Genomic DNA, 18,415 nt, shown 5'->3' with positions numbered 1-18,415 from the left:
TTATTTCTCACTCTCAACCAGACCGCGCACAAAGGCACGCTGCATGACCAATACCACCACCAGCGGTGGGATCAGGGTTAATAACATTGCTGCCATCACTTCGTTCCACTGGGTCGGCGAACCGCTGCTGGAGATCATGCTTTTAATCCCCGCCACCGCCGTGCCGAGGCTGGCGTCATTGATAATCAGCAGCGGCCAGAGATACTGGTTCCAGCCGTAGATAAAGGTGATCACGAATAACGCCGCCAGATTGGTTCTGGAGAGCGGCAGCACGATGTCGATAAAGAAGCGCATCGCGCTGGCCCCATCAATGCGCGCCGCTTCGACCAGCTCATCCGGCAGCGACATAAAAAACTGACGAAACAGGAAGGTGGCGGTTGCTGAAGCCATCAGTGGCAGCGTCAGCCCGCTGTAGCTGTCGAGCAGATTAAGATCGGCAATCACCTGCACCGTCGGGAAAATACGCACCTCCACCGGCAGCATCAGGGTGATAAAGATCAGCCAGAAGAAGAGCGTGCGCAGCGGAAAGCGAAACCAGACCAGCGCAAACGCCGACAGCATCGACACGGTAATTTTGCCGAAGGTGATGCCGAGCGCCATGATCATGCTGTTAAGCAGCATCAGACCAAATGCCGGGCCGCTGCCGTTGACGCCGTGAGTCCAGATGCGTGAGACGTTCTCCCAGAGATGGGTGCCGGGCACCAGCGTCATCGGCACCTGATAGACCGCCTCGTTATCCAGCGTTGCGGCGACAAAGGCGACGTAGAGCGGAAACAGGATGGTGAGCACGCCCAGTACCAGCACGAGGTGGCTGAAGAGATCCAGCCCGCGTCGATTCTCAATCATTGGTATTGCACCTTACGTTCAACAAAGCGGAACTGGATGACCGTCAGCCCGATGACCAGCAGCATCAGCACCACCGACTGCGCCGCCGACGAGGAGAGGTCCAGACCGGTGAAGCCTTCGCGGTAGATTTTGTAGATCAGCGTGGTGGTCGCCTGTACCGGCCCGCCGCCGGTAGCCGCGTCGATCACCGGGAAGGTGTCGAAGAAGGCATAGATCAGATTCACCACCAGCAGAAAGAAGCTCACCGGCGCAATCAGCGGCAGGGAAAGGTTGAAGAAGCGTCGCACCGGCCCGGCACCGTCAATCGCGGCGGCTTCCACCAGCGATTTCGGGATCGACTGCAGAGCAGCGAAAAAGAACAGGAAGTTGTAGCTCATCTGCTGCCAGATCGACGCCAGAACAATCAGGAACATCGCCTGTCCGCTGTTCTGCGCATAGTTCCACTCATAGCCGATGTGGTGCAGCAGGTAGCTGAAGAGGCCCAGACCGGGATTGAACAGAAACATCCACAGCACCGCGGCCACCACTGGCGCAACGGCGTAGGGCAGCAGCAGCAGGGTCTGATAGAGGCGGCGCAGTCGCACGACATAATCGACCAGCGCCGCCAGCAGCAGCGAAAACAGCATGCCGAACCCCGTGACCATGCCGCTGAATGTCAGAGTGGTCCAGAACGAATCGAGATAGTAGGGATCGGCAAACAGGCGTCTGAAATTTTCCAGTCCGACAAAGCGGCTGGAGAGGCCAAAGGGATCGAGGCTTTGCAGCGAGTACCACAGCGCTTCACCGGCAGGCCAGAGAAAGAAGACCGCAGTGATCAGTAACTGCGGCAGCACCAGCAGATAAGGCAGCAGGCTGGTGCGAAAAACCGGGCGAGAAGAAGACATAGCGCACTCTGATTCAGAAAGAGAGAGGGCCAGCCTGCACTGGCCCTGTCGGGCAGATTACTTCACCTGCTGCTGGAAGCGACGCAGCAGTTCGTTGCCGCGTTTGACCGCGTTATCCAGCGCGCTTTGCGGCGACTGTTTACCGGTCCAGACGCTCTCCAGCTCTTCGTCAATCACGGCACGGATCTGGGGCATATTGCCCAGACGTATGCCTTTGGTGAACGGCAGCGGCGGCTTGTTCATCATCTGACGGGTGGCGATATCTGCACCCGGATTTTTGTCGTAGAAGCTCTGCTGTTTCGTCAGCTCATAGGCGGCAGTGGTAATCGGCAGGTAGCCGGTTTTCTGGTGCCATTCCGCCGCGATTTCCGGTTTCGCGAGGAACTGCATGAACTCCGCGACCCCTTTATACGTTGCCGCATCTTTGCCTTTCATCACCCACAGGCTGGCTCCGCCGATCAGGGCGTTCTGCGGCGCGCCTTTTACGGTGTCGTCATACGGCATCATGCCGACGCCGAAGTTGAATTTTGCGTAGTGACGGATATCGGCCAGCGAACCGGAGGAGGCGGTAGTGATGCCGCAGTCGCCGTTGTAGAACTTCGCCGTCGGCTCATCTTTGCGGCCAAAGTAGGTGAAGTCCCCTTTTTTGTTCATCGCTTCCAGCATTTCGATGTGACGCACCTGCACCGGTTTGTTGAACTCCAGCACCGCATCCAGGCCGTCAAAGCCGTTATTTTCCGTGGCGACCGGCAGCGCATGCCAGGCGCTGAAGTTTTCGATCTGGATCCAGCCCTGCCAGCCGCTGGCGTAGCCGCAGCTCATGCCCGACTTGCGCAGCGCGGCGGCATCCGTGGCCAGCTCCTGCCAGGTTTTCGGGGGCTGATCGGGATTCAGACCCGCTTTCCTGAAAGCATCTTTATTGTAGTAGAGCACCGGGGTGGAGCTGTTGAACGGCTGAGAGATCAGCTGGCCTTTGCTGTCGCTGTAGTAGCCCGCGACCGTTGGCACGAACTGCTTTTCATCAAAGGGGATGCCGGCATCTTTGAAGACCTGATGCACCGGCACAATCGCCTGTGAAGCCATCATGGTGGCCGTTCCCACTTCATAAACCTGCAGCACCGCAGGCGCTTTGCCGCTGCGCACTGCCGCGATCCCGGCCGCCAGGCTCTGCTCGTAGTTACCTTTGTAGGTCGGAACGATTTTGTAATCGGGATGGGTCTGGTTAAAGCGCTGAGCCAGCGAATCGACTTCTTTGCCTAACTCGCCTTCCATGGAGTGCCAGAAAGGGATCTCAGTGGCGGCGATGGCATGGCCGCTGAGGGTCAGACCGAGCAGCGCGCTCATCAGGCTACGGCGAAAGGTAACGACGGACATAGAATTTTCCTGTGCAGGTAAATACGCGTGAAATCACGGATTTCTGGTTCGCGGAGTAACATGACACGGGAAAATGACGGATTAATAACAGGCAGATGACAGGCGGGTGACAGGCTTTATTGAGGAAAAGAGGACGCTGGCAGCGCGGCGGCAAAACGCCCATGCTGCCAGTTTTTAGTTACATAAATCCAGAGCGATTAGACGCTGAAAAGGCCTGACTGCGACTTTCACTTCACTGAAGCTGAAGGCCGTAGTCGGCACATTCCGCATCACTTTCAAAGGCCGTCGGCGGCGCAGGCAGGTTGCGGGCGGACAGCGCGCAGCCACCGGAGCGTACACGTAGTACGTGAGGATGGCGAGCACTGCCCAACCGGAACCTGGCAAGCCAGCCAGGCCGTGCCCCATCAGGCACCTAAGTAAGCGCTGCGGACGGCTTCGTTGGAGAGTAATGCTGCACCAGTGTCTTCCAGCACCACATGCCCGTTCTCCAGCACATAGCCCCGGTCCGCCAGCTTCAGCGCCTGATTGGCATTCTGCTCCACCAGGAAGATGGTCATCCCCTCGCTGCGCAGCTGCTCAATGGTGTCGAAGATCTGCTGAATAATGATCGGTGCCAGTCCCAGCGACGGTTCATCCAGCAGCAGCAGGCGCGGCTGGCTCATCAGCGCACGGCCAATGGCCAGCATCTGCTGCTCACCACCGGACATGGTGCCGGCGCGCTGGATTTTACGCTCCGCCAGACGCGGGAAGAGTTCATACACGCGCTTAATCCGCGACAGGTAGTCCGGACGGCTGGCAAAAAAACCGCCCATCGCCAGATTCTCCTCCACCGTCATGCGCGAAAAGACCCGCCGCCCCTCTGGCACGATGGCAATTGCCTCACGCATGATGCGCGCCGTCTGCCAGTCGGTGATGGTTTTGCCATCAAAGGTAATGGTGCCCTGGGTCGCGCGCGGTTCGCCGCACAGCGTGCCGAGCAGCGTGGTTTTTCCGGCGCCGTTGGCACCAATCAGGGTGACGATTTCGCCCTGATTGATGTAAAGACTGACGTTGTGCAGCGCCTGAATTTTGCCGTAATGCGCACTGACGTTCTCAATGGTTAACATCGCATTTGCCATCTCAGGCCTCTCCTAAATAGGCGCGAATGACATCCGGGTTATTACGAATCTCTTCCGGCGTTCCGTTAGCCAGCGGCGTTCCCTGATTGACCACGTAAATGCGGTCAGAGATGCCCATTACCAGCTTCATATCATGTTCAATCAGCAGCACCGAAACCTTGTGTTCGCCACGCAGTTCCGCAATCAGCGCATCCAGCTCGTGGGTCTCTTTGGGGTTGAGGCCCGCAGCCGGCTCATCCAGCATCAGGATCTCCGGGCGCGTCACCATGCAGCGCGCGATCTCCAGCCGGCGCTGCTGACCATAGGCCAGATTGCCCGCCTGACGGTTAGCCAGGTCGAGTAAGCCGACCCGCTCCAGCCAGGTCGCCGCGCGATCCAGCGCTTCGCTCTCACTGCGGCGAAACGCGGGCGTTTTCAGCAGGCCGGAAAACAGACCGCTCTTCAGGTGCTGATGCTGTGCCACCAGCAGGTTCTCAATCACCGTCATCTCACGGAACAGGCGTACGTGCTGGAAGGTTCGCACAATGCCCATGCGCGCAATCTTCTGACCCGGCAGGCCTTCCAGATGCTGGTCACGCAATGTGATGCTGCCGCCGGTTGGCTTGTAAAAGCCGGTCAGGCAGTTGAACACCGTGGTTTTCCCGGCACCGTTAGGGCCAATCAGCGAAACGATCTCCTGCGGACGCAGCTCCAGCGCCACATTGTTTACGGCTAACAGACCGCCGAAGCGCATCATCAGGCCTTCAACGGCTAATAAAGGCTGACTCATGCCTCTTCTCCTTGTTTACCGGTTCTGAGCTTCAGATGCGGACGCTTCATCGGCAGCAGGCCCTGCGGACGCCAGATCATCATCAGCACCATCAGGCCACCCAGCACCAGCATGCTGTACTCATTGAGATCGCGCATCAGCTCGCGGGAAACCACCAGCAGAATGGCAGCCAGAATCACCGCGAACTGCGATCCCATGCCACCCAGTACCACAATCGCCAGCACAAAGGCGGACTCGACAAAGGTAAAGGATTCCGGGCTGACAAAGCCCTGGCGCGCCGCGAACAGGCTGCCGGCGAATCCGGCAAAGGCGGCACTGATAGTAAAGGCGGTCAGCTTGATGCGGGTCGGGCTGAGGCCCAGAGAGCGACAGGCGATCTCATCTTCACGCAGGGCTTCCCAGGCGCGGCCCAGCGGCATCCGCAGCAGCCGGTTGATCACGAACAGCGTCACCACCACCAGCAGCAGCGCCACCAGATAGAGGAAGATGATACGGTCGCTGGGGTCGTACTTCAGGCCAAAGAAGTTGTGGAAGGTATCCCAGCCGCCTTCGCGCGGGGTACGCCCGAACTCCAGGCCAAACAGAGTCGGTTTAGGGATCTGGCTGATGCCGTTAGGTCCGCCGGTCAGCGCGGTATTGTTCAGCAGCAGGATACGCACAATCTCACCGAAGCCCAGCGTCACAATGGCCAGATAATCGCCGCGCAGTCGCAGCACCGGGAAGCCCAGCAGCAGCCCAAACAGCGCAGCCACGATGCCGGAGAGCGGCAGACACTGCCAGAAGCCAAGGCCGTAGTAGTGGTTCAGCAGCGCAAAGGTGTAGGCACCGATGGCGTAGAAGCCACCGTAGCCCAGCACCAGCAGGCCCGACAGTCCCACCACCACGTTCAAGCCCAGGCCGAGCATCACGTAGATCAGCGTCATCGTGGCGATATCCACGGTGCCGCGCGACACCAGGAAAGGCCAGGCGACTGCGGCGATAATCAGCACCGCCATCACCAGCTTCTGCTTCGGCGTTGAGCCATCAAAGCCCGGCAACACCAGCGACGGACCAGAGACTTTCTTCAGGCTGCTCTGCCAGACCGGACGCAGCAGCTGGAACAGAAACACCACCGCACAGCCTGCGGCTATCCAGTTCCAGCGCACGCTGCCCGCGTTCTGCACCACCAGATTTGTGCCATCCAGCGTCAGGCGCAGTCCCATAAAGAAGGTGGCCAGTATCAGCAGCATCACCGAGGCGATCAGGGCGTTGATAAACGAGGTCTTCATACTTTCTCAACCTCCGGACGACCCAGAATCCCGGTCGGCATCACCAGCAGCACCACAATCAGCAGGGCAAACGAAACCACATCTTTATATTCCGTGCTGAGATAGGCTGACGTCAGCGCTTCAGCGATACCCAGCACCAGTCCGCCAATCATCGCGCCCGGAATACTGCCGATCCCGCCCAGCACGGCGGCGGTAAACGCTTTCATCCCCGCCATAAAGCCGATGAAGGGGTTGATCGAGCCGTAGAACTGGCCCAGCAGCACGCCTGCTACCGCGGCCATCGCGGCCCCGATCACGAAGGTCAGCGAGATCACGCGGTCGGTGTTAATGCCCAGCAGGCTGGCCATTTTCAGATCTTCAGCGCAGGCGCGACAGGCGCGGCCCATGCGGGAGTAGCGGATAAAGGTGGTCAGCGCCAGCATCGCCAGGAAGGTCACCACCCAGATAACAATCTGCATGGTTGAGATGGTGGCGGCAAACCCGTTGCTCTCCCCCACCGTCCACTGTCCGGTGATCAGGCTCGGCAGCGCCAGGTCGCGTGAGCCCTGGGTCAGGCTGACGTAGTTTTGCAGGAAGATCGACATCCCGATGGCGGAGATGAGCGCAATCAGGCGCTTAGAGGAACGTACGGGCCGGTAGGCCACGCGTTCAATGCTCCAGCCGTAGGCGCTGGAGATAATGACTGCCATCACAAAGCCAGCCGCAATCATCAGCCAGGTGGTGTCGATGCCCATCATCATCAGGGCGGCAATCACGATAAAGGAGACATAGCTACCGATCATGTACACCTCGCCGTGGGCGAAGTTGATCATGCCGATAATGCCGTAAACCATGGTGTAACCGATGGCGATCAGCGCGTAGGTGCTCCCGAGGGTGACACCGTTAAACATCTGCTGAATAAAATAGAGGAACTGCTCGGACATACCTTAACCCTTACTTATCCGATCGCAGGCGATCGGGGTACAAAAAACGCCTGGCAGCGGCGTGCCAGGCGTTCGTGTCGCCGGTCAGTGGAGACCGCTTAGCTGGCCTCCGGCTCACCAGAAAACCGCCTGGTTTACTTCACTGCGGTCGAGGTACCATCGGCATGCCATTTGAAGATGCCGAATTCAAAGCCCTTGAGATCGCCCTTTTCATCCCAGTTCAGGTTGCCCATGACGGTTGGCACCGCAGCCCCTTCTTTGAGGTTCTTCACGATAGCGTCCGGCTCTTCGCTCTTGCTACGTTCCATGCCGGTGGTCAGCGATTGCAGCGCGGCATAGGTGGTCCAGACGAACGGACCGGTCGGATCAAGTTTCTTCGCCTTCAGCGCGTCAACGATCGGTTTGTTGGTTTCAACCTGATCGTAGCGTTTCGGCAGCGTGACCAGCATGCCCTCAGACGCCGCACCGGCAATGTTCGACAGGGAGGCGTTGCCCACCCCTTCTGGTCCCATAAACTGCGTTTTCAGACCGGCCGCCCGCGCCTGACGCAGGATCTGGCCCATTTCCGGGTAGTAGCCGCCGAAATAGACGAAATCGACGTTCTCTTTCTTAAAGCGCGCCACCAGCGTAGAGAAATCTTTGTCGCCTGCGGTGATCCCTTCAAACATGACGATGTTCGCGCCCTGCTTTTTCAGGCTCTCCTGTACGGAACGCGCCAGGCCTTCACCATATTGCTGTTTGTCGTGCACCACGGCGATACGCTGCGGCTTCAGCTCGCTCATAATGTATTTGGCTGCGGTCGGCCCCTGGTCAGAGTCCAGACCGGTGGTGCGCATGATCAGTTTATAGCCGCGGGAAGTCAGGTCAGGTGCGGTCGCCGCCGGGGTAATCATCAGCACGCCTTCATCTTCATAGATGTCAGACGCAGGCTGGGTCGAGGAGGAGCAGAGATGGCCGATAACATAACGGATACCGTCGTTAATCACTTTGTTCGCGACCGCAACGGCCTGTTTCGGGTCACAGGCGTCATCATATTTCACCGCAACCAGTTTGTTGCCGTTAACGCCGCCTTTGGCGTTGATATCTTCAATCGCCTGAGTAGCGCCCGCGAACTGCATGTCGCCGTACTGCGCCACCGGGCCTGACATTGCGCCAACAATCGCCACTTTAATATCTTCAGCCAGCGCCGCATGGCTCATCGCCAGTGCTACACATCCCGCCAGTAATGCGCGACCTTTCATTTTCATCCTGACTACCCCATCTGTTTTGTCGTGTATGTTGTGAGTGCGTGCATTGCCAGATAAAGTCGAAAACTGATTGATCATGAAGGAGTTAGCGTACTTTTCTGGCATTTTTTAGTAATAAGGCTTTATTTTTCAGGTTATTAAACAGGATGTTTCTTCTGTAAATCAACTGACATATTCAGAATTGACTGAGTGAAACAGCATAATACACTGGAGGCAATGGCCGGTTTTTCACCACTTTTCCAGCGCATTATGCTGGGTTGATCGCAGGCTTAACCTGTTTACACCTATTATCCTGGCACCCAGGCCATCTTTTGACCTGTTTTATTGATGAAAATGTGGTGGCGCTCTGGTTGTATACTTTCGCTGCACTTTCCCCTTTTTTAGAGGTTTTTGTTATGAAGCTGACTATCCAGCGTTTAACCACGCTGACGCCGCAGGACCACATCGATCTGGGCAAGGTCTGGCCCGATCTGAACATTCAGGAACTGGAACAGCGGCTGGATGAGCGCCATCGTCTCTATGCGGCGCGCTTCAACGATCGGCTGCTGGCGGGGTTACAGCTGGAAATCGCCGGTACGCACGGCAAGATCCACCGGCTGGCGGTGCGTGACGTGACGCGGCGACGCGGTGTGGGCCACTATCTGCTGGAAGAGACGATTGCGCAGAACGGATCGATAGCGGACTGGTGGATTGCCGATGATGGCAGTGACGATCAGCAGGTGCGGGCGGCATTTATGCAGGCGTGCGGCTTCCGGGCGCAGAGTGACGGCTGGATACGGGCAACAGATGACGCAGAAGGGATGGCGGAAGAGGTGTGACAGTCCGGGGTGACAGAAAGCAACAGGGGCGACATGCTGTCGCCCCTCTGGGTATTACGCTTCGATCGCCATACGCAGTTTTTTCATGGCGTTCTTCTCCAGCTGCCGGACTCGTTCGGCTGAAACGCCATACTGATCGGCCAGCTCCTGCAGCGTGGTTTTGTTATCTTCGTCCAGCCAGCGGGCGCGGATGATGTGCTGACTGCGCTCATCCAGGCCTTCCATCGCATAGCTCAGCTTGTCAGCGGCGTGTGCGTCCCAGTTATCCTCTTCAATGCCATCAGCAAAGTCAGAGGTCTTATCCTGGAGATAGAGCACCGGGGCCATTGAGCGGCCTTCACTGCTCTCATCGTCGGCAGACATATCAAAGGTCATATCCTGCGCAGCCATACGCGATTCCATTTCACGTACGTCTTTGCTGCTTACGCCCAGCTCACGCGCAACCATCTCAACTTCGTCCTGATTGAACCAGCCCAGACGCTGCTTGGTTTTACGCAGGTTAAAGAACAGCTTACGCTGTGCTTTGGTGGTCGCGACTTTCACGATACGCCAGTTACGCAGCACGTACTCGTGAATCTCGGCTTTAATCCAGTGCACGGCGAATGAAACCAGGCGCACGCCAACTTCCGGGTTGAAGCGGCGCACCGCTTTCATCAGGCCGATATTACCTTCCTGAACCAGGTCAGCCTGTGGCAAGCCGTAACCGGAGTAATTACGAGCGATATGAACTACAAAGCGTAGGTGTGACAGGATCAGCGTCTTAGCTGCATCCAGATCGCCCTGGTAATGCAGCCGTTCAGCTAACGCTTTTTCCTCTTCTGCCGACAGCATCGGCCAGGTGTTGGCAGCCCGGACGTAAGAATCCAGGGTACCCGGAGAAGCAATAGCTAAAGTTTGCATTTCTTTGGTCATTCAAACCCTCACAAATTCAATGGAATTGCCGCACATTTCCCTGCGCAGACGATACAGTAAGTCAACGTCGCGCGAAATCCGAAAGCAATCTGTGCTACTTAGAGTGTGAAAGTTATCCACAAGTTCAATTATAGCAGTGAATATTTTACACACAGATGACAGGAAGGGAAGAGGGGAAAGGTCCTCTGCATACACTGTCGGTAGCAGAGGACCATTATAACAAAAAAATGTTGCAGGCGTTTACTGCGGCGTAAATCGGCGTAAATGTTGTACCGTGGCCAGCCAGGCAGCTACCCAGCCGATGATCGCCGCAATCAGCAGTAGCAGCAGCGCTTCATCCCAGGAGAAGCCTTCCAGCGAGAAGGTGGTGCCGAAGACGGTCGCCACGCTGGCAACCACCGACTGCAGGCGCAGCACCAGCACTTCCGACAGCAGCAGCGACAGCACCGCTCCGCTGAAGCCCAGCAGCGCCCCGCCATAGAGGAAAGGCCGAAGGATGAAGCCATCCGTCGCGCCGATCAGCTTCTGAACGTTAATGGTGTCACGCCGGGCGAAGATGCTGAGCCGGACGCTGTTGCCGATCACCAGGAACACCGCCACGATCATCAGTACGCCAATCATCGACGCGATCTGCCCCACCAGCCCGGTCAGCGCGGCCAGTCGTGCAAACCAGCTGTCATCCATCCGGACTTCATCCACGCCCTGCACTTTCGTCACGCGATCGCGCAGGCTTTGCATGGTGTCGGAGTTCTGGAAATTGAGCTTCGGCGTAATGATCGCAACGGCGGGCAGCGGATTCTGCTCCAGCATATCCATCGCGCCGCCAAAGCCTGACCAGTTACGGAACTCGTTCAGCGCCTCTTCGCGCGTCAGGTAGTTGACGTTATCCACCCCTTCCACCTGTTTGAGCTGCGCCACCACATTTTCGGCCGCGCTGTCATCCAGGGTCTTGGAGAGATAGACGGTTAACTGCGGAGCCGGATACCACTGGGTCGCCGCCTGGCTGACGTTTTTCCACACCATGTAGCAGACGCTGGGCAGCGTCAGGGAGATGGCGATCACCATCACCGTCAGCAGCGTAGCCAGCGGCTGACGCCACATATCAGAGAGGGTGCCGCGCAGCGCATAGCGCCACTGCTCCTGCCAGCCACCCTTCAGCGCTTTACTCTTCGACGGCTGCTTTGCTTTCGGTGCCGCCGGACGTTTAATGCGTTTATTGACCATCGTGGCCTCCGTGCAGGCGTCCCTGATTCAGCGTCATCATCCGGTAGTTGCGTCGGGCGATCAGGCCGCTGTCATGCGTTGCCATCAGGACGGTGACGCCGACGCGGTTGAACTCTTCGAACAGGCGCAGAATATCTTCTGACAGCGCGTCGTCGAGGTTACCGGTCGGTTCATCCGCCAGCAGCACAGACGGTTTGTTCACTACCGCACGAGCGATGCCGACACGCTGCTGTTCACCACCAGAAAGCTGAATCGGATAACTTTTCGCTTTGTCGAGCAGACCCACTTTATCCAGTGCGGCCGACACGCGACGACGGATGTCTTCGCCACTGGCACCCGAGATAATCAGCGGGATCGCCACGTTGTCATAGACCGAGCGATCCATCAGCAGGTGGTGGTCCTGGAAAATCATGCCAATCTGACGACGCAGAAACGGCACTTCACTGTTCCGCAGACGGGAAATGTCATGGCCACTGAACCAGATTTTTCCGGCACTCGGGCGCTCAATGCCACAAATCAGCTTCAGCAGGGTACTCTTACCGGCACCGGAGTGGCCGGTGAGAAACGCCATTTCGCCGGGGCGCAGATGGAAATCTACCCCCTGCAGCGCCTGACGTCCGCCGAGATATGCCTTACTGACCTCTTCAAAGCGAATCATCCTAATTAGTCCTCTCGGGCAAACAGTGCCTCAATAAAATCGTCCGCCTTAAACGGTCGTAAATCTTCAATGCCTTCACCGACACCAATGTAGCGAATCGGAATACCGAACTGATCGGCCACCGAGAAGATCACGCCGCCTTTAGCGGTGCCATCCAGTTTGGTGAGCGCAATACCGGTCAGGCCGACCGCTTCGTTAAACAGCCGGGCCTGGCTGACCGCATTCTGTCCGGTGCTGGCGTCCAGCGTCAGCATCACTTCGTGAGGCGCGGACTCATCCAGCTTTTTCATCACGCGGGTGATTTTTTTCAGCTCTTCCATCAGGTGCGATTTGTTCTGCAGACGCCCGGCGGTGTCGGCAATCAGCACATCCACGCCGCGCGATTTCGCCGCCTGAATCGCATCGAAGATCACCGAGGCGGAATCTGCGCCGGTATGCTGGGCAATCACCGGAATATTGTTGCGCTGGCCCCACACCTGCAGCTGCTCAACCGCTGCCGCACGGAAGGTATCGCCCGCCGCTAACATCACGGATTTGCCTTCGGCCTGATACTGGCGCGCCAGCTTACCGATGGTAGTGGTTTTCCCCACACCATTGACGCCCACCATCAGGATCACAAACGGTGTTTTGCCTGAAACGTCCAGCGGCGCGTCGACTTTGGCGAGAATCGACGCCATCTCCGCCTTCAGCAGGCCATAGAGCGCTTCCGCGTCGCGCAGCTGCTTGCGGTTTGCCTGCTGGGTCAGATGCGTAATGATACGGCGCGTGGTATCCACACCCACATCCGCAATCAGCAGCTGCTCTTCCAGCTCATCAAACAGATCGTCATCAATCTTTTTGCCCCGGAACAGGCTGATGAAACCGGAACCGAGGTTCTGACGGGTTTTTACCAGGCTGCGTTTCAGGCGGGCAAAGAAGCCCTCTTTGGCGGGACGCTCCTGCTCCTGGGCGATAAATGGCGCAGCAGCCAGCGGCAGATCGCTGACGGTATCAGCAGTGCTCTCGTCCGCCGATTCCTCAGCGATCACCTCTGCGTCGGCCAGCGCCAGCGCGGTCAGCTCCTCCTCGCTCAGCGGCGCGTCAGCCTCGCCGGGCTGAGTTTCCGTATCCGCATCGTCTTCTGCCCGTGCGGCAGAATCCTGCTCGCTGTGTGGGGCATCCGCGTCGCTGTGCGGCGTGTCGATAATCTCTGCGTCACCCAGCGCCAGCGCGGTCAGCTCCGCTTCGCTCAGCGGAGCCTCGGCGTCATCCGGTGTCGTTTCAACGACAGCGGCATCGCCCAGTGCCAGCGCCGTCAGCTCCTCTTCACTTAACGGTGCGTCTGAGGGGACGGCATCTTCAACCGGCATGACCACGGCGTCGGCGTCAATGACCGGCGCGTCGTCATGTTCAGGTGCAGCAGATTCAGTGATAGCGTCAGATTCGGTAACGACAGATCCAGCGTCATCCAGCGCCGCCGGTGCCGCTTCAGATGGCGCGGCCGCGGTTACGTCCGCCTCATGCTGCTCGCTGGCTACCGTTTCGGTAATGGCAACCGTCTCTTCCGCCTGTGCTTCTGCCTGACTTAAAGCCGGGGCTTCCTGTTCTGGCTGCTGCTGAGCGGGTTCTGCGACCTGTTGTGTCTGCTCTTCCGCTGCAGGTTGTTTCTCTTCCTCTTTGCCAAATCCCAGCCAGGAAAAAAAGCCACGTTTTTTCTCTTTTGCCATTGTGTGACTACACTCCTCGATGGCTTTGTCCCGGTCGCGCAGGGTTTCCAGGGGTAAATCAATGAAAGTTGGTCATCGCCAGACCGGCGTAAACCGCAGAATAATGCATGACTTCAGCAACTCAGTAGTCTAACACTTTCCAGCCAGCTCACCACAGCACCCTTTTTTAACGTTTCTTCTCACCGATTCGCCCGTTAAACTACGCAACAAATTATGACGAGTTGTGAGCAAGATGAATAAAAACCCCCGCAGTACAGGCGGAACCGGGCAGATCCGCATCATTGGCGGCCAGTGGCGCGGACGTAAATTGCCGGTGCCGGACAGTGCCGGACTGCGCCCCACCACCGACCGGGTGCGAGAGACGCTGTTTAACTGGCTGGCCCCGGTGCTGCCCGAGGCGCGCTGCCTCGACTGCTTTGCCGGAAGCGGCGCATTAGGCCTGGAAGCGCTGTCGCGCTATGCAGGATCGGCGACCCTGCTGGAGCTGGAACGTCCGGTGGCGCAGCAGCTGACAAAAAATCTGCAGACCCTGCGCGCCAGTAACGGCACCGTCATCCAGACCAATACGCTAAACTGGCTGGCGCAGCCGGGCGAACCCTTCGATGTGGTGTTTATCGACCCGCCGTTTCGTCAGGGATTGCTGGCGCAGACGCTGCAGTTGCTGGAGCAGAATCACTGGCTGGCCGATCAGGCGCTGATTTATGTCGAGAGCGAAGTGGAAAATGGCGCACCGCCGGTGCCGCCAGCGTGGGATCTTTATCGCGAGAAAATAGCCGGACAGGTGGCTTATCGTTTGTATCAACGTCAACAGGAGACGCAGGATGTTACTTAATTTGGGGCGTCTGTTGATGCTTTGCGTGTGGGGATTTTTACTGGCTAACGTGGTGCATCCCTACCCGAAACCGCTGACTTACTTTATCAACGTGGCGCTGTTCTTCATGATCATGATGCACGGTCTGCAGCTGGTATTGCTGCGCGCCACGCAGACTAAAGACGCGCCGCCTATCGATCGCGTCACCCAGATCAAAGTCTTTCTGTTCGGGGTTTTCGAGCTGGTCGCCTGGCAGAAGAAACATTTCCCGCGCAAAAAATAGTGCCGGGCGGGCGTCACGCCCGCCAGTTACTGCACGGGCGTGAAGCTGATAAAGCGCGTGCCCTGCATCTTCAGTTCGCCCTTCGCCCCTTTATCCAGCTGATGGTACTCCGCCTCTTTAATCTGCACCTTAATATCGCTGGCCCCGTTCAGCGGATGAAACAGGGCTTCATACCGCATCTCTTCGCCGGCGATCACTTCCCGCTGCCGTGAACGGCGATTGGGCGCCGGAAATTCCCGTTTGGTTCTGACTTCAGCCTGCAACGCCCGCACCGGTGACGCGTCATTGACCGCGCCTTCACGGCGTTGCTTGATAAACTGACGCGTGGCCAGCACGGCGATAACCGCCAGGACGATAATAAAAATCAGCGGGGGTTTACTCATGGTGAATCTGTGCCTGAGGAGAAGATGAAACAGGGAGCAAAGGATACAACCAGAGTTGCCTGATTGTCACATCTCTGAGGCGTAACCTAAACTGGAAGGGATATTTTGGGATCTTTCATCATTCTGAATAAAAAAGGGAGAAACAATGCTCTGGTCTTTCCTCGCTGTCCTTTTCTCCGGCTGGCTCTATGTCGATGCCACCTATCGCGGCCCGCAGTGGCAACGCTGGCTGTTTAAACCGGTCACCCTGCTGCTGCTGGTGGGTCTGGCCTGGCAGGCTCCGGTGCTGCAGACCACGGACTACCTGATTCTGGCGGGGCTGATCGCAACCCTGATCGGTGATGCGTTAACGCTGCTGCCGCGTCAGCAGATGCTCTATGCCGTAGGGGCCTTTTTCCTGTCGCATCTGCTCTATACGCTCTGCTTCGCCGCCAGCATGACTATGACCTTCTTCTGGCCGATCCCGCTGACGCTGCTGATTATCGGTGTAGCCCTGATAGGCATGCTGTGGAGCCGACTGGAAGATCTGCGCTGGCCCGTCTGCACCTTCATCGGCATGACCCTGGTCATGACCTGGATCGCCACCGAGCAGTACTTCTTCCGTCCGACGGATTACAGCTTCTCCATCATGGTGGGTTCAGCGCTGCTGCTGCTGGCAAACATCATCTGGTTTGTCTCTCACTACCGTCGTCGCTTCACCGCCGACAGCGCCATCGTCGCCGCCTGCTATTTTGCCGGTCACTTTATGATCGTGCGCTCCTTGTGGGTGGTGTGATAAAAGCGGCTTGACTCTGGAGTCCACTCCAGAGTGTAGGATAAGGGATGAGCTGCATGGCTCATCCCGCTCTTCTTACGCTCCGGAGGTCATATGCACCAACATCACGCCTGTGGCTGTGGCAAACCCCGTGCCAGTCACGCTGCAGCAAAACCGCTGTGCCAGGTTCGCCAGGCCCGCCCCCTCTCCCTTTCTGTTCATGCTGCGACACCCGTAACGGCTGATACGGCAGGCTGCTGCTGTGAAAGCAACAGCAGCCCCGGCACAGAGGCCGACGTCGCAGAGGAAAGCGACCGGCGAGACGCCGGTTACCCCTTTAGCTGGCAGGTCCGCGGGATGGATTGCCCCGGCTGCGCCCGCACCATTGAGACGGCCGTGCGCCAGATAAGCGGCGTCACCGACACCCGCGTCCTGTTCAGCAGTGAGAAACTCGTCGTCAGCGCCAGCCAGGATGTCCGGAACGCCGTCGAACAGGCGGTCAGAAAGGTCGGATTTGAGCTGACGGCCTCATCAGCCTCCTCAGTCACTCCCGCCGCCCGTCCGGGCTGGCAGCAAAACCGGATGCTGCTTTTACTGGCGTTGCTGGTGCTGCTCAGCAGCGTTCTCGGCCAGTTCGCGCTGGCCTGGGGCGATCGGCTGTTTGTGCTGACCACGCTCATCGGGCTGGCGCCGGTGGCACGCGGCGCCTGGCAGCGCCTGCGCAGCGGATCGCCGTTTACCATCGAAACATTAATGACGCTGGCCTCGGCGGGCGCCCTGATTATTGGTGCCCACGCCGAAGCGGCGATGGTGCTGCTGCTGTTTCAGCTGGGTGAACAGCTGGAAGGCTATGCCGCCGCCAGAGCGCGCAGTGGGGTTACCCGCCTGATGGCGTTACGGCCTGAATCCGCGATCCGCCTGCAACAGGGTCAGCGCACGGAAGTTCCCCTCACGGCGCTGCGCCCCGGCGATCGGATTGAAGTGGCGGCGGGCAGCCGACTGCCGGTCGACGGCCGGTTAATCAGCCCGCTCGCCAGCTTCGATGAGAGCGCACTGACTGGTGAGTCACTGCCGGTCACGCGAGCCAGCGGCGAAACGATTCCCGCCGGTGCCACCAGCGTGGATCGCCAGGTGGAGCTGGAAGTGGTGTCGGAACCGGGGGAAAGCGCTATTGACCGTATCCTGCAGCTGATTGAAGAGGCGGAGACACACCGTGCCCCGGTCGAGCGCTTTATCGACCAGTTCAGTCGTCTCTACACGCCGCTGGTAATGCTGCTGTCGCTGCTGGTGATGGTGGTGCCGCCCCTGCTCGGCGCAGGCGACTGGCAGCCGTGGATCTACAAGGGCCTGACCCTGCTGCTGATCGGCTGTCCCTGTGCGCTGGTGATCTCCACCCCCGCGGCCATTACCTCCGGGCTGGCGGCGGCGGCACGGCAGGGTGCACTGATCAAAGGCGGCGCGGCGCTGGAGCGGCTGAGTTCGCTGCGCAAAGTCGCGTTTGATAAAACCGGCACCCTGACGCCGGGCAAACCGCAGCTGACACAGATCCTGCGGTTTGGCGCGGCCAGTGAAGCGGAGATGCTGGCGCTGAGCGCCGCAGCCGAACAGGGGGCGACCCATCCGCTGGCCAGCGCCATTGTGGCGGCCGCCCAGGCGCGTCATCTGCCGATGCCGGATGCACGGGATCAGCAGGTTCTGGCCGGACGCGGCATCCGGGCCCGGGTAGCAGAGCAGCAGATTGAACTGCTGACGCCCGCTCATGCGCCAGGGCTGACCGCACAGCAGCGCAGGCAGATTTCACAGCAGGAGGAGGAAGGTAACACCATGGTGGTGCTGATGCGCGACGGTGAGGCGCTGGGTGCGCTGGCATTGCGCGATCGGCTGCGCAGCGATGCAGTGGCGGCCATTCAGGGGCTGAACCGGCTCGGCATTGAGAGCCTGATGCTGACCGGCGATAACCCGCGCGCCGCCGCGACGCTCGCCCGCGAGCTGGGGATCGATTATCGCGCCAGCCTGCTGCCCGCCGATAAAGTGGCCGCTATCCGTGAGCTGAGTCAGCAGCAGCCGCTGGCGATGGTCGGGGATGGCATCAATGATGCACCGGCAATGAAAGCAGCAACGCTGGGCATTGCCATGGGCAGCGGCACCGATGTGGCACTGGAGGCGGCCGATGCGGCGCTGACGCGGAATCAGCTCACGCAGCTGGCCCCGATGATTGCGCTGGCGCGCCGGACACGCCGCATTATCCGTCAGAATATCGGCATTGCGCTGGGCCTGAAGGCGATTTTTCTGGTCACGACCCTGCTGGGCCTGACCGGACTCTGGCTGGCGGTGCTGGCGGATTCCGGTGCGACCGCGCTGGTGACGGCCAACGCGCTGCGCCTGCTGCGCCACCGTGACTGAGCGCGCGGCGCCGGCCAGGGGCCGGGGATAACAG

18 protein-coding genes are annotated in these 18,415 nt (G+C 58.8%); 5 read left to right on the top strand and 13 right to left on the bottom strand.

Annotated features, from left to right (window positions below; genetic code table 11):
* The 8 genes from ugpE to OJ965_RS04085 form a co-directional block, all read right to left on the bottom strand.
* Entirely contained in the window at positions 1-846 is an 846-nt protein-coding gene (ugpE, locus tag OJ965_RS04120; protein WP_046100748.1) for a sn-glycerol-3-phosphate ABC transporter permease UgpE, read from the bottom strand.
* A complete protein-coding gene (ugpA, locus tag OJ965_RS04115) occupies positions 843-1,730 on the bottom strand; it encodes a sn-glycerol-3-phosphate ABC transporter permease UgpA (protein ID WP_009087778.1) in 888 nt (295 codons plus the stop codon). The genes ugpE and ugpA overlap by 4 nt, the downstream gene beginning before the upstream one ends.
* Before the next feature lie 57 nt (positions 1,731-1,787).
* Positions 1,788-3,104, bottom strand: coding sequence for a sn-glycerol-3-phosphate ABC transporter substrate-binding protein UgpB (gene ugpB, locus OJ965_RS04110; protein WP_265137899.1), 1,317 nt, complete (start codon positions 3,102-3,104; stop codon positions 1,788-1,790).
* A gap of 404 nt (positions 3,105-3,508) precedes the next feature.
* Positions 3,509-4,222, bottom strand: coding sequence for a high-affinity branched-chain amino acid ABC transporter ATP-binding protein LivF (gene livF, locus OJ965_RS04105; RefSeq protein WP_033736083.1), 714 nt, complete (start codon positions 4,220-4,222; stop codon positions 3,509-3,511).
* Between the two features lies 1 nt (position 4,223).
* The gene (livG, locus tag OJ965_RS04100; RefSeq protein WP_009087785.1) at positions 4,224-4,991 is read right to left on the bottom strand and encodes a high-affinity branched-chain amino acid ABC transporter ATP-binding protein LivG; all 768 of its coding nucleotides are present in this window, start codon (positions 4,989-4,991) and stop codon (positions 4,224-4,226) included.
* The gene (locus OJ965_RS04095) at positions 4,988-6,259 is read right to left on the bottom strand and encodes a high-affinity branched-chain amino acid ABC transporter permease LivM (RefSeq protein WP_058956964.1); all 1,272 of its coding nucleotides are present in this window, start codon (positions 6,257-6,259) and stop codon (positions 4,988-4,990) included. The genes livG and OJ965_RS04095 overlap by 4 nt, the downstream gene beginning before the upstream one ends.
* Positions 6,256-7,182 carry a high-affinity branched-chain amino acid ABC transporter permease LivH gene (gene livH / locus OJ965_RS04090; protein WP_009087789.1) on the bottom strand — a complete coding sequence of 309 codons (927 nt, stop codon included), beginning with the start codon at positions 7,180-7,182 and terminating at the stop codon, positions 6,256-6,258. Before livH ends, OJ965_RS04095 begins: the two co-directional genes overlap by 4 nt.
* A 134-nt stretch (positions 7,183-7,316) precedes the next feature.
* Entirely contained in the window at positions 7,317-8,429 is a 1,113-nt protein-coding gene (locus OJ965_RS04085) for a branched-chain amino acid ABC transporter substrate-binding protein (protein WP_009087791.1), read from the bottom strand.
* A 395-nt stretch (positions 8,430-8,824) separates the two neighbouring features.
* Between OJ965_RS04085 and panM the strand changes: the two genes are divergently transcribed.
* Complete coding sequence (gene panM / locus OJ965_RS04080) at positions 8,825-9,247, top strand: aspartate 1-decarboxylase autocleavage activator PanM (RefSeq protein WP_154929103.1); 423 nt, start codon at positions 8,825-8,827, stop codon at positions 9,245-9,247.
* Positions 9,248-9,301: 54 nt separating this feature from the next.
* Here the strand turns inward: panM and rpoH are convergent, their stop codons facing one another.
* The 4 genes from rpoH to ftsY form a co-directional block, all read right to left on the bottom strand.
* Positions 9,302-10,159, bottom strand: coding sequence for an RNA polymerase sigma factor RpoH (gene rpoH, locus OJ965_RS04075; protein WP_009087795.1), 858 nt, complete (start codon positions 10,157-10,159; stop codon positions 9,302-9,304).
* 240 nt (positions 10,160-10,399) lie between these two features.
* Positions 10,400-11,383 carry a permease-like cell division protein FtsX gene (gene ftsX / locus OJ965_RS04070; RefSeq protein ID WP_009087796.1) on the bottom strand — a complete coding sequence of 328 codons (984 nt, stop codon included), beginning with the start codon at positions 11,381-11,383 and terminating at the stop codon, positions 10,400-10,402.
* The gene (gene ftsE, locus OJ965_RS04065; RefSeq protein WP_009087798.1) at positions 11,373-12,041 is read right to left on the bottom strand and encodes a cell division ATP-binding protein FtsE; all 669 of its coding nucleotides are present in this window, start codon (positions 12,039-12,041) and stop codon (positions 11,373-11,375) included. Before ftsE ends, ftsX begins: the two co-directional genes overlap by 11 nt.
* 5 nt (positions 12,042-12,046) lie before the next feature.
* The gene (ftsY, locus tag OJ965_RS04060; RefSeq protein ID WP_154929104.1) at positions 12,047-13,747 is read right to left on the bottom strand and encodes a signal recognition particle-docking protein FtsY; all 1,701 of its coding nucleotides are present in this window, start codon (positions 13,745-13,747) and stop codon (positions 12,047-12,049) included.
* A 232-nt stretch (positions 13,748-13,979) separates the two neighbouring features.
* On the opposite strand from ftsY, the gene rsmD reads away from it, so the two are divergent.
* Together rsmD and OJ965_RS04050 are read left to right on the top strand one after the other, a co-directional pair.
* Positions 13,980-14,579 carry a 16S rRNA (guanine(966)-N(2))-methyltransferase gene (rsmD, locus tag OJ965_RS04055; RefSeq protein ID WP_009087801.1) on the top strand — a complete coding sequence of 200 codons (600 nt, stop codon included), beginning with the start codon at positions 13,980-13,982 and terminating at the stop codon, positions 14,577-14,579.
* The gene (locus tag OJ965_RS04050) at positions 14,569-14,841 is read left to right on the top strand and encodes a DUF1145 family protein (RefSeq protein WP_009087803.1); all 273 of its coding nucleotides are present in this window, start codon (positions 14,569-14,571) and stop codon (positions 14,839-14,841) included. Before rsmD ends, OJ965_RS04050 begins: the two co-directional genes overlap by 11 nt.
* Positions 14,842-14,867: 26 nt before the next feature.
* On the opposite strand, the gene OJ965_RS04045 is transcribed toward OJ965_RS04050, so the two are convergent.
* A complete protein-coding gene (locus OJ965_RS04045; RefSeq protein WP_058956962.1) occupies positions 14,868-15,224 on the bottom strand; it encodes a DUF2500 domain-containing protein in 357 nt (118 codons plus the stop codon).
* Between the two features lie 145 nt (positions 15,225-15,369).
* Here OJ965_RS04045 and OJ965_RS04040 point away from each other — a divergent pair, with 145 nt between their 5' ends.
* Complete coding sequence (locus OJ965_RS04040) at positions 15,370-15,999, top strand: lysoplasmalogenase (protein ID WP_150030108.1); 630 nt, start codon at positions 15,370-15,372, stop codon at positions 15,997-15,999.
* A gap of 93 nt (positions 16,000-16,092) precedes the next feature.
* Positions 16,093-18,381 carry a zinc/cadmium/mercury/lead-transporting ATPase gene (locus OJ965_RS04035; protein WP_265137878.1) on the top strand — a complete coding sequence of 763 codons (2,289 nt, stop codon included), beginning with the start codon at positions 16,093-16,095 and terminating at the stop codon, positions 18,379-18,381.
* Positions 18,382-18,415 lie beyond the last annotated feature (34 nt).

Source organism: Pantoea anthophila (genome assembly GCF_026104315.1).
GTDB classification, from domain to species: domain Bacteria; phylum Pseudomonadota; class Gammaproteobacteria; order Enterobacterales; family Enterobacteriaceae; genus Pantoea; species Pantoea anthophila.
This window is presented reverse-complemented; position numbering and strand designations above follow the sequence as displayed.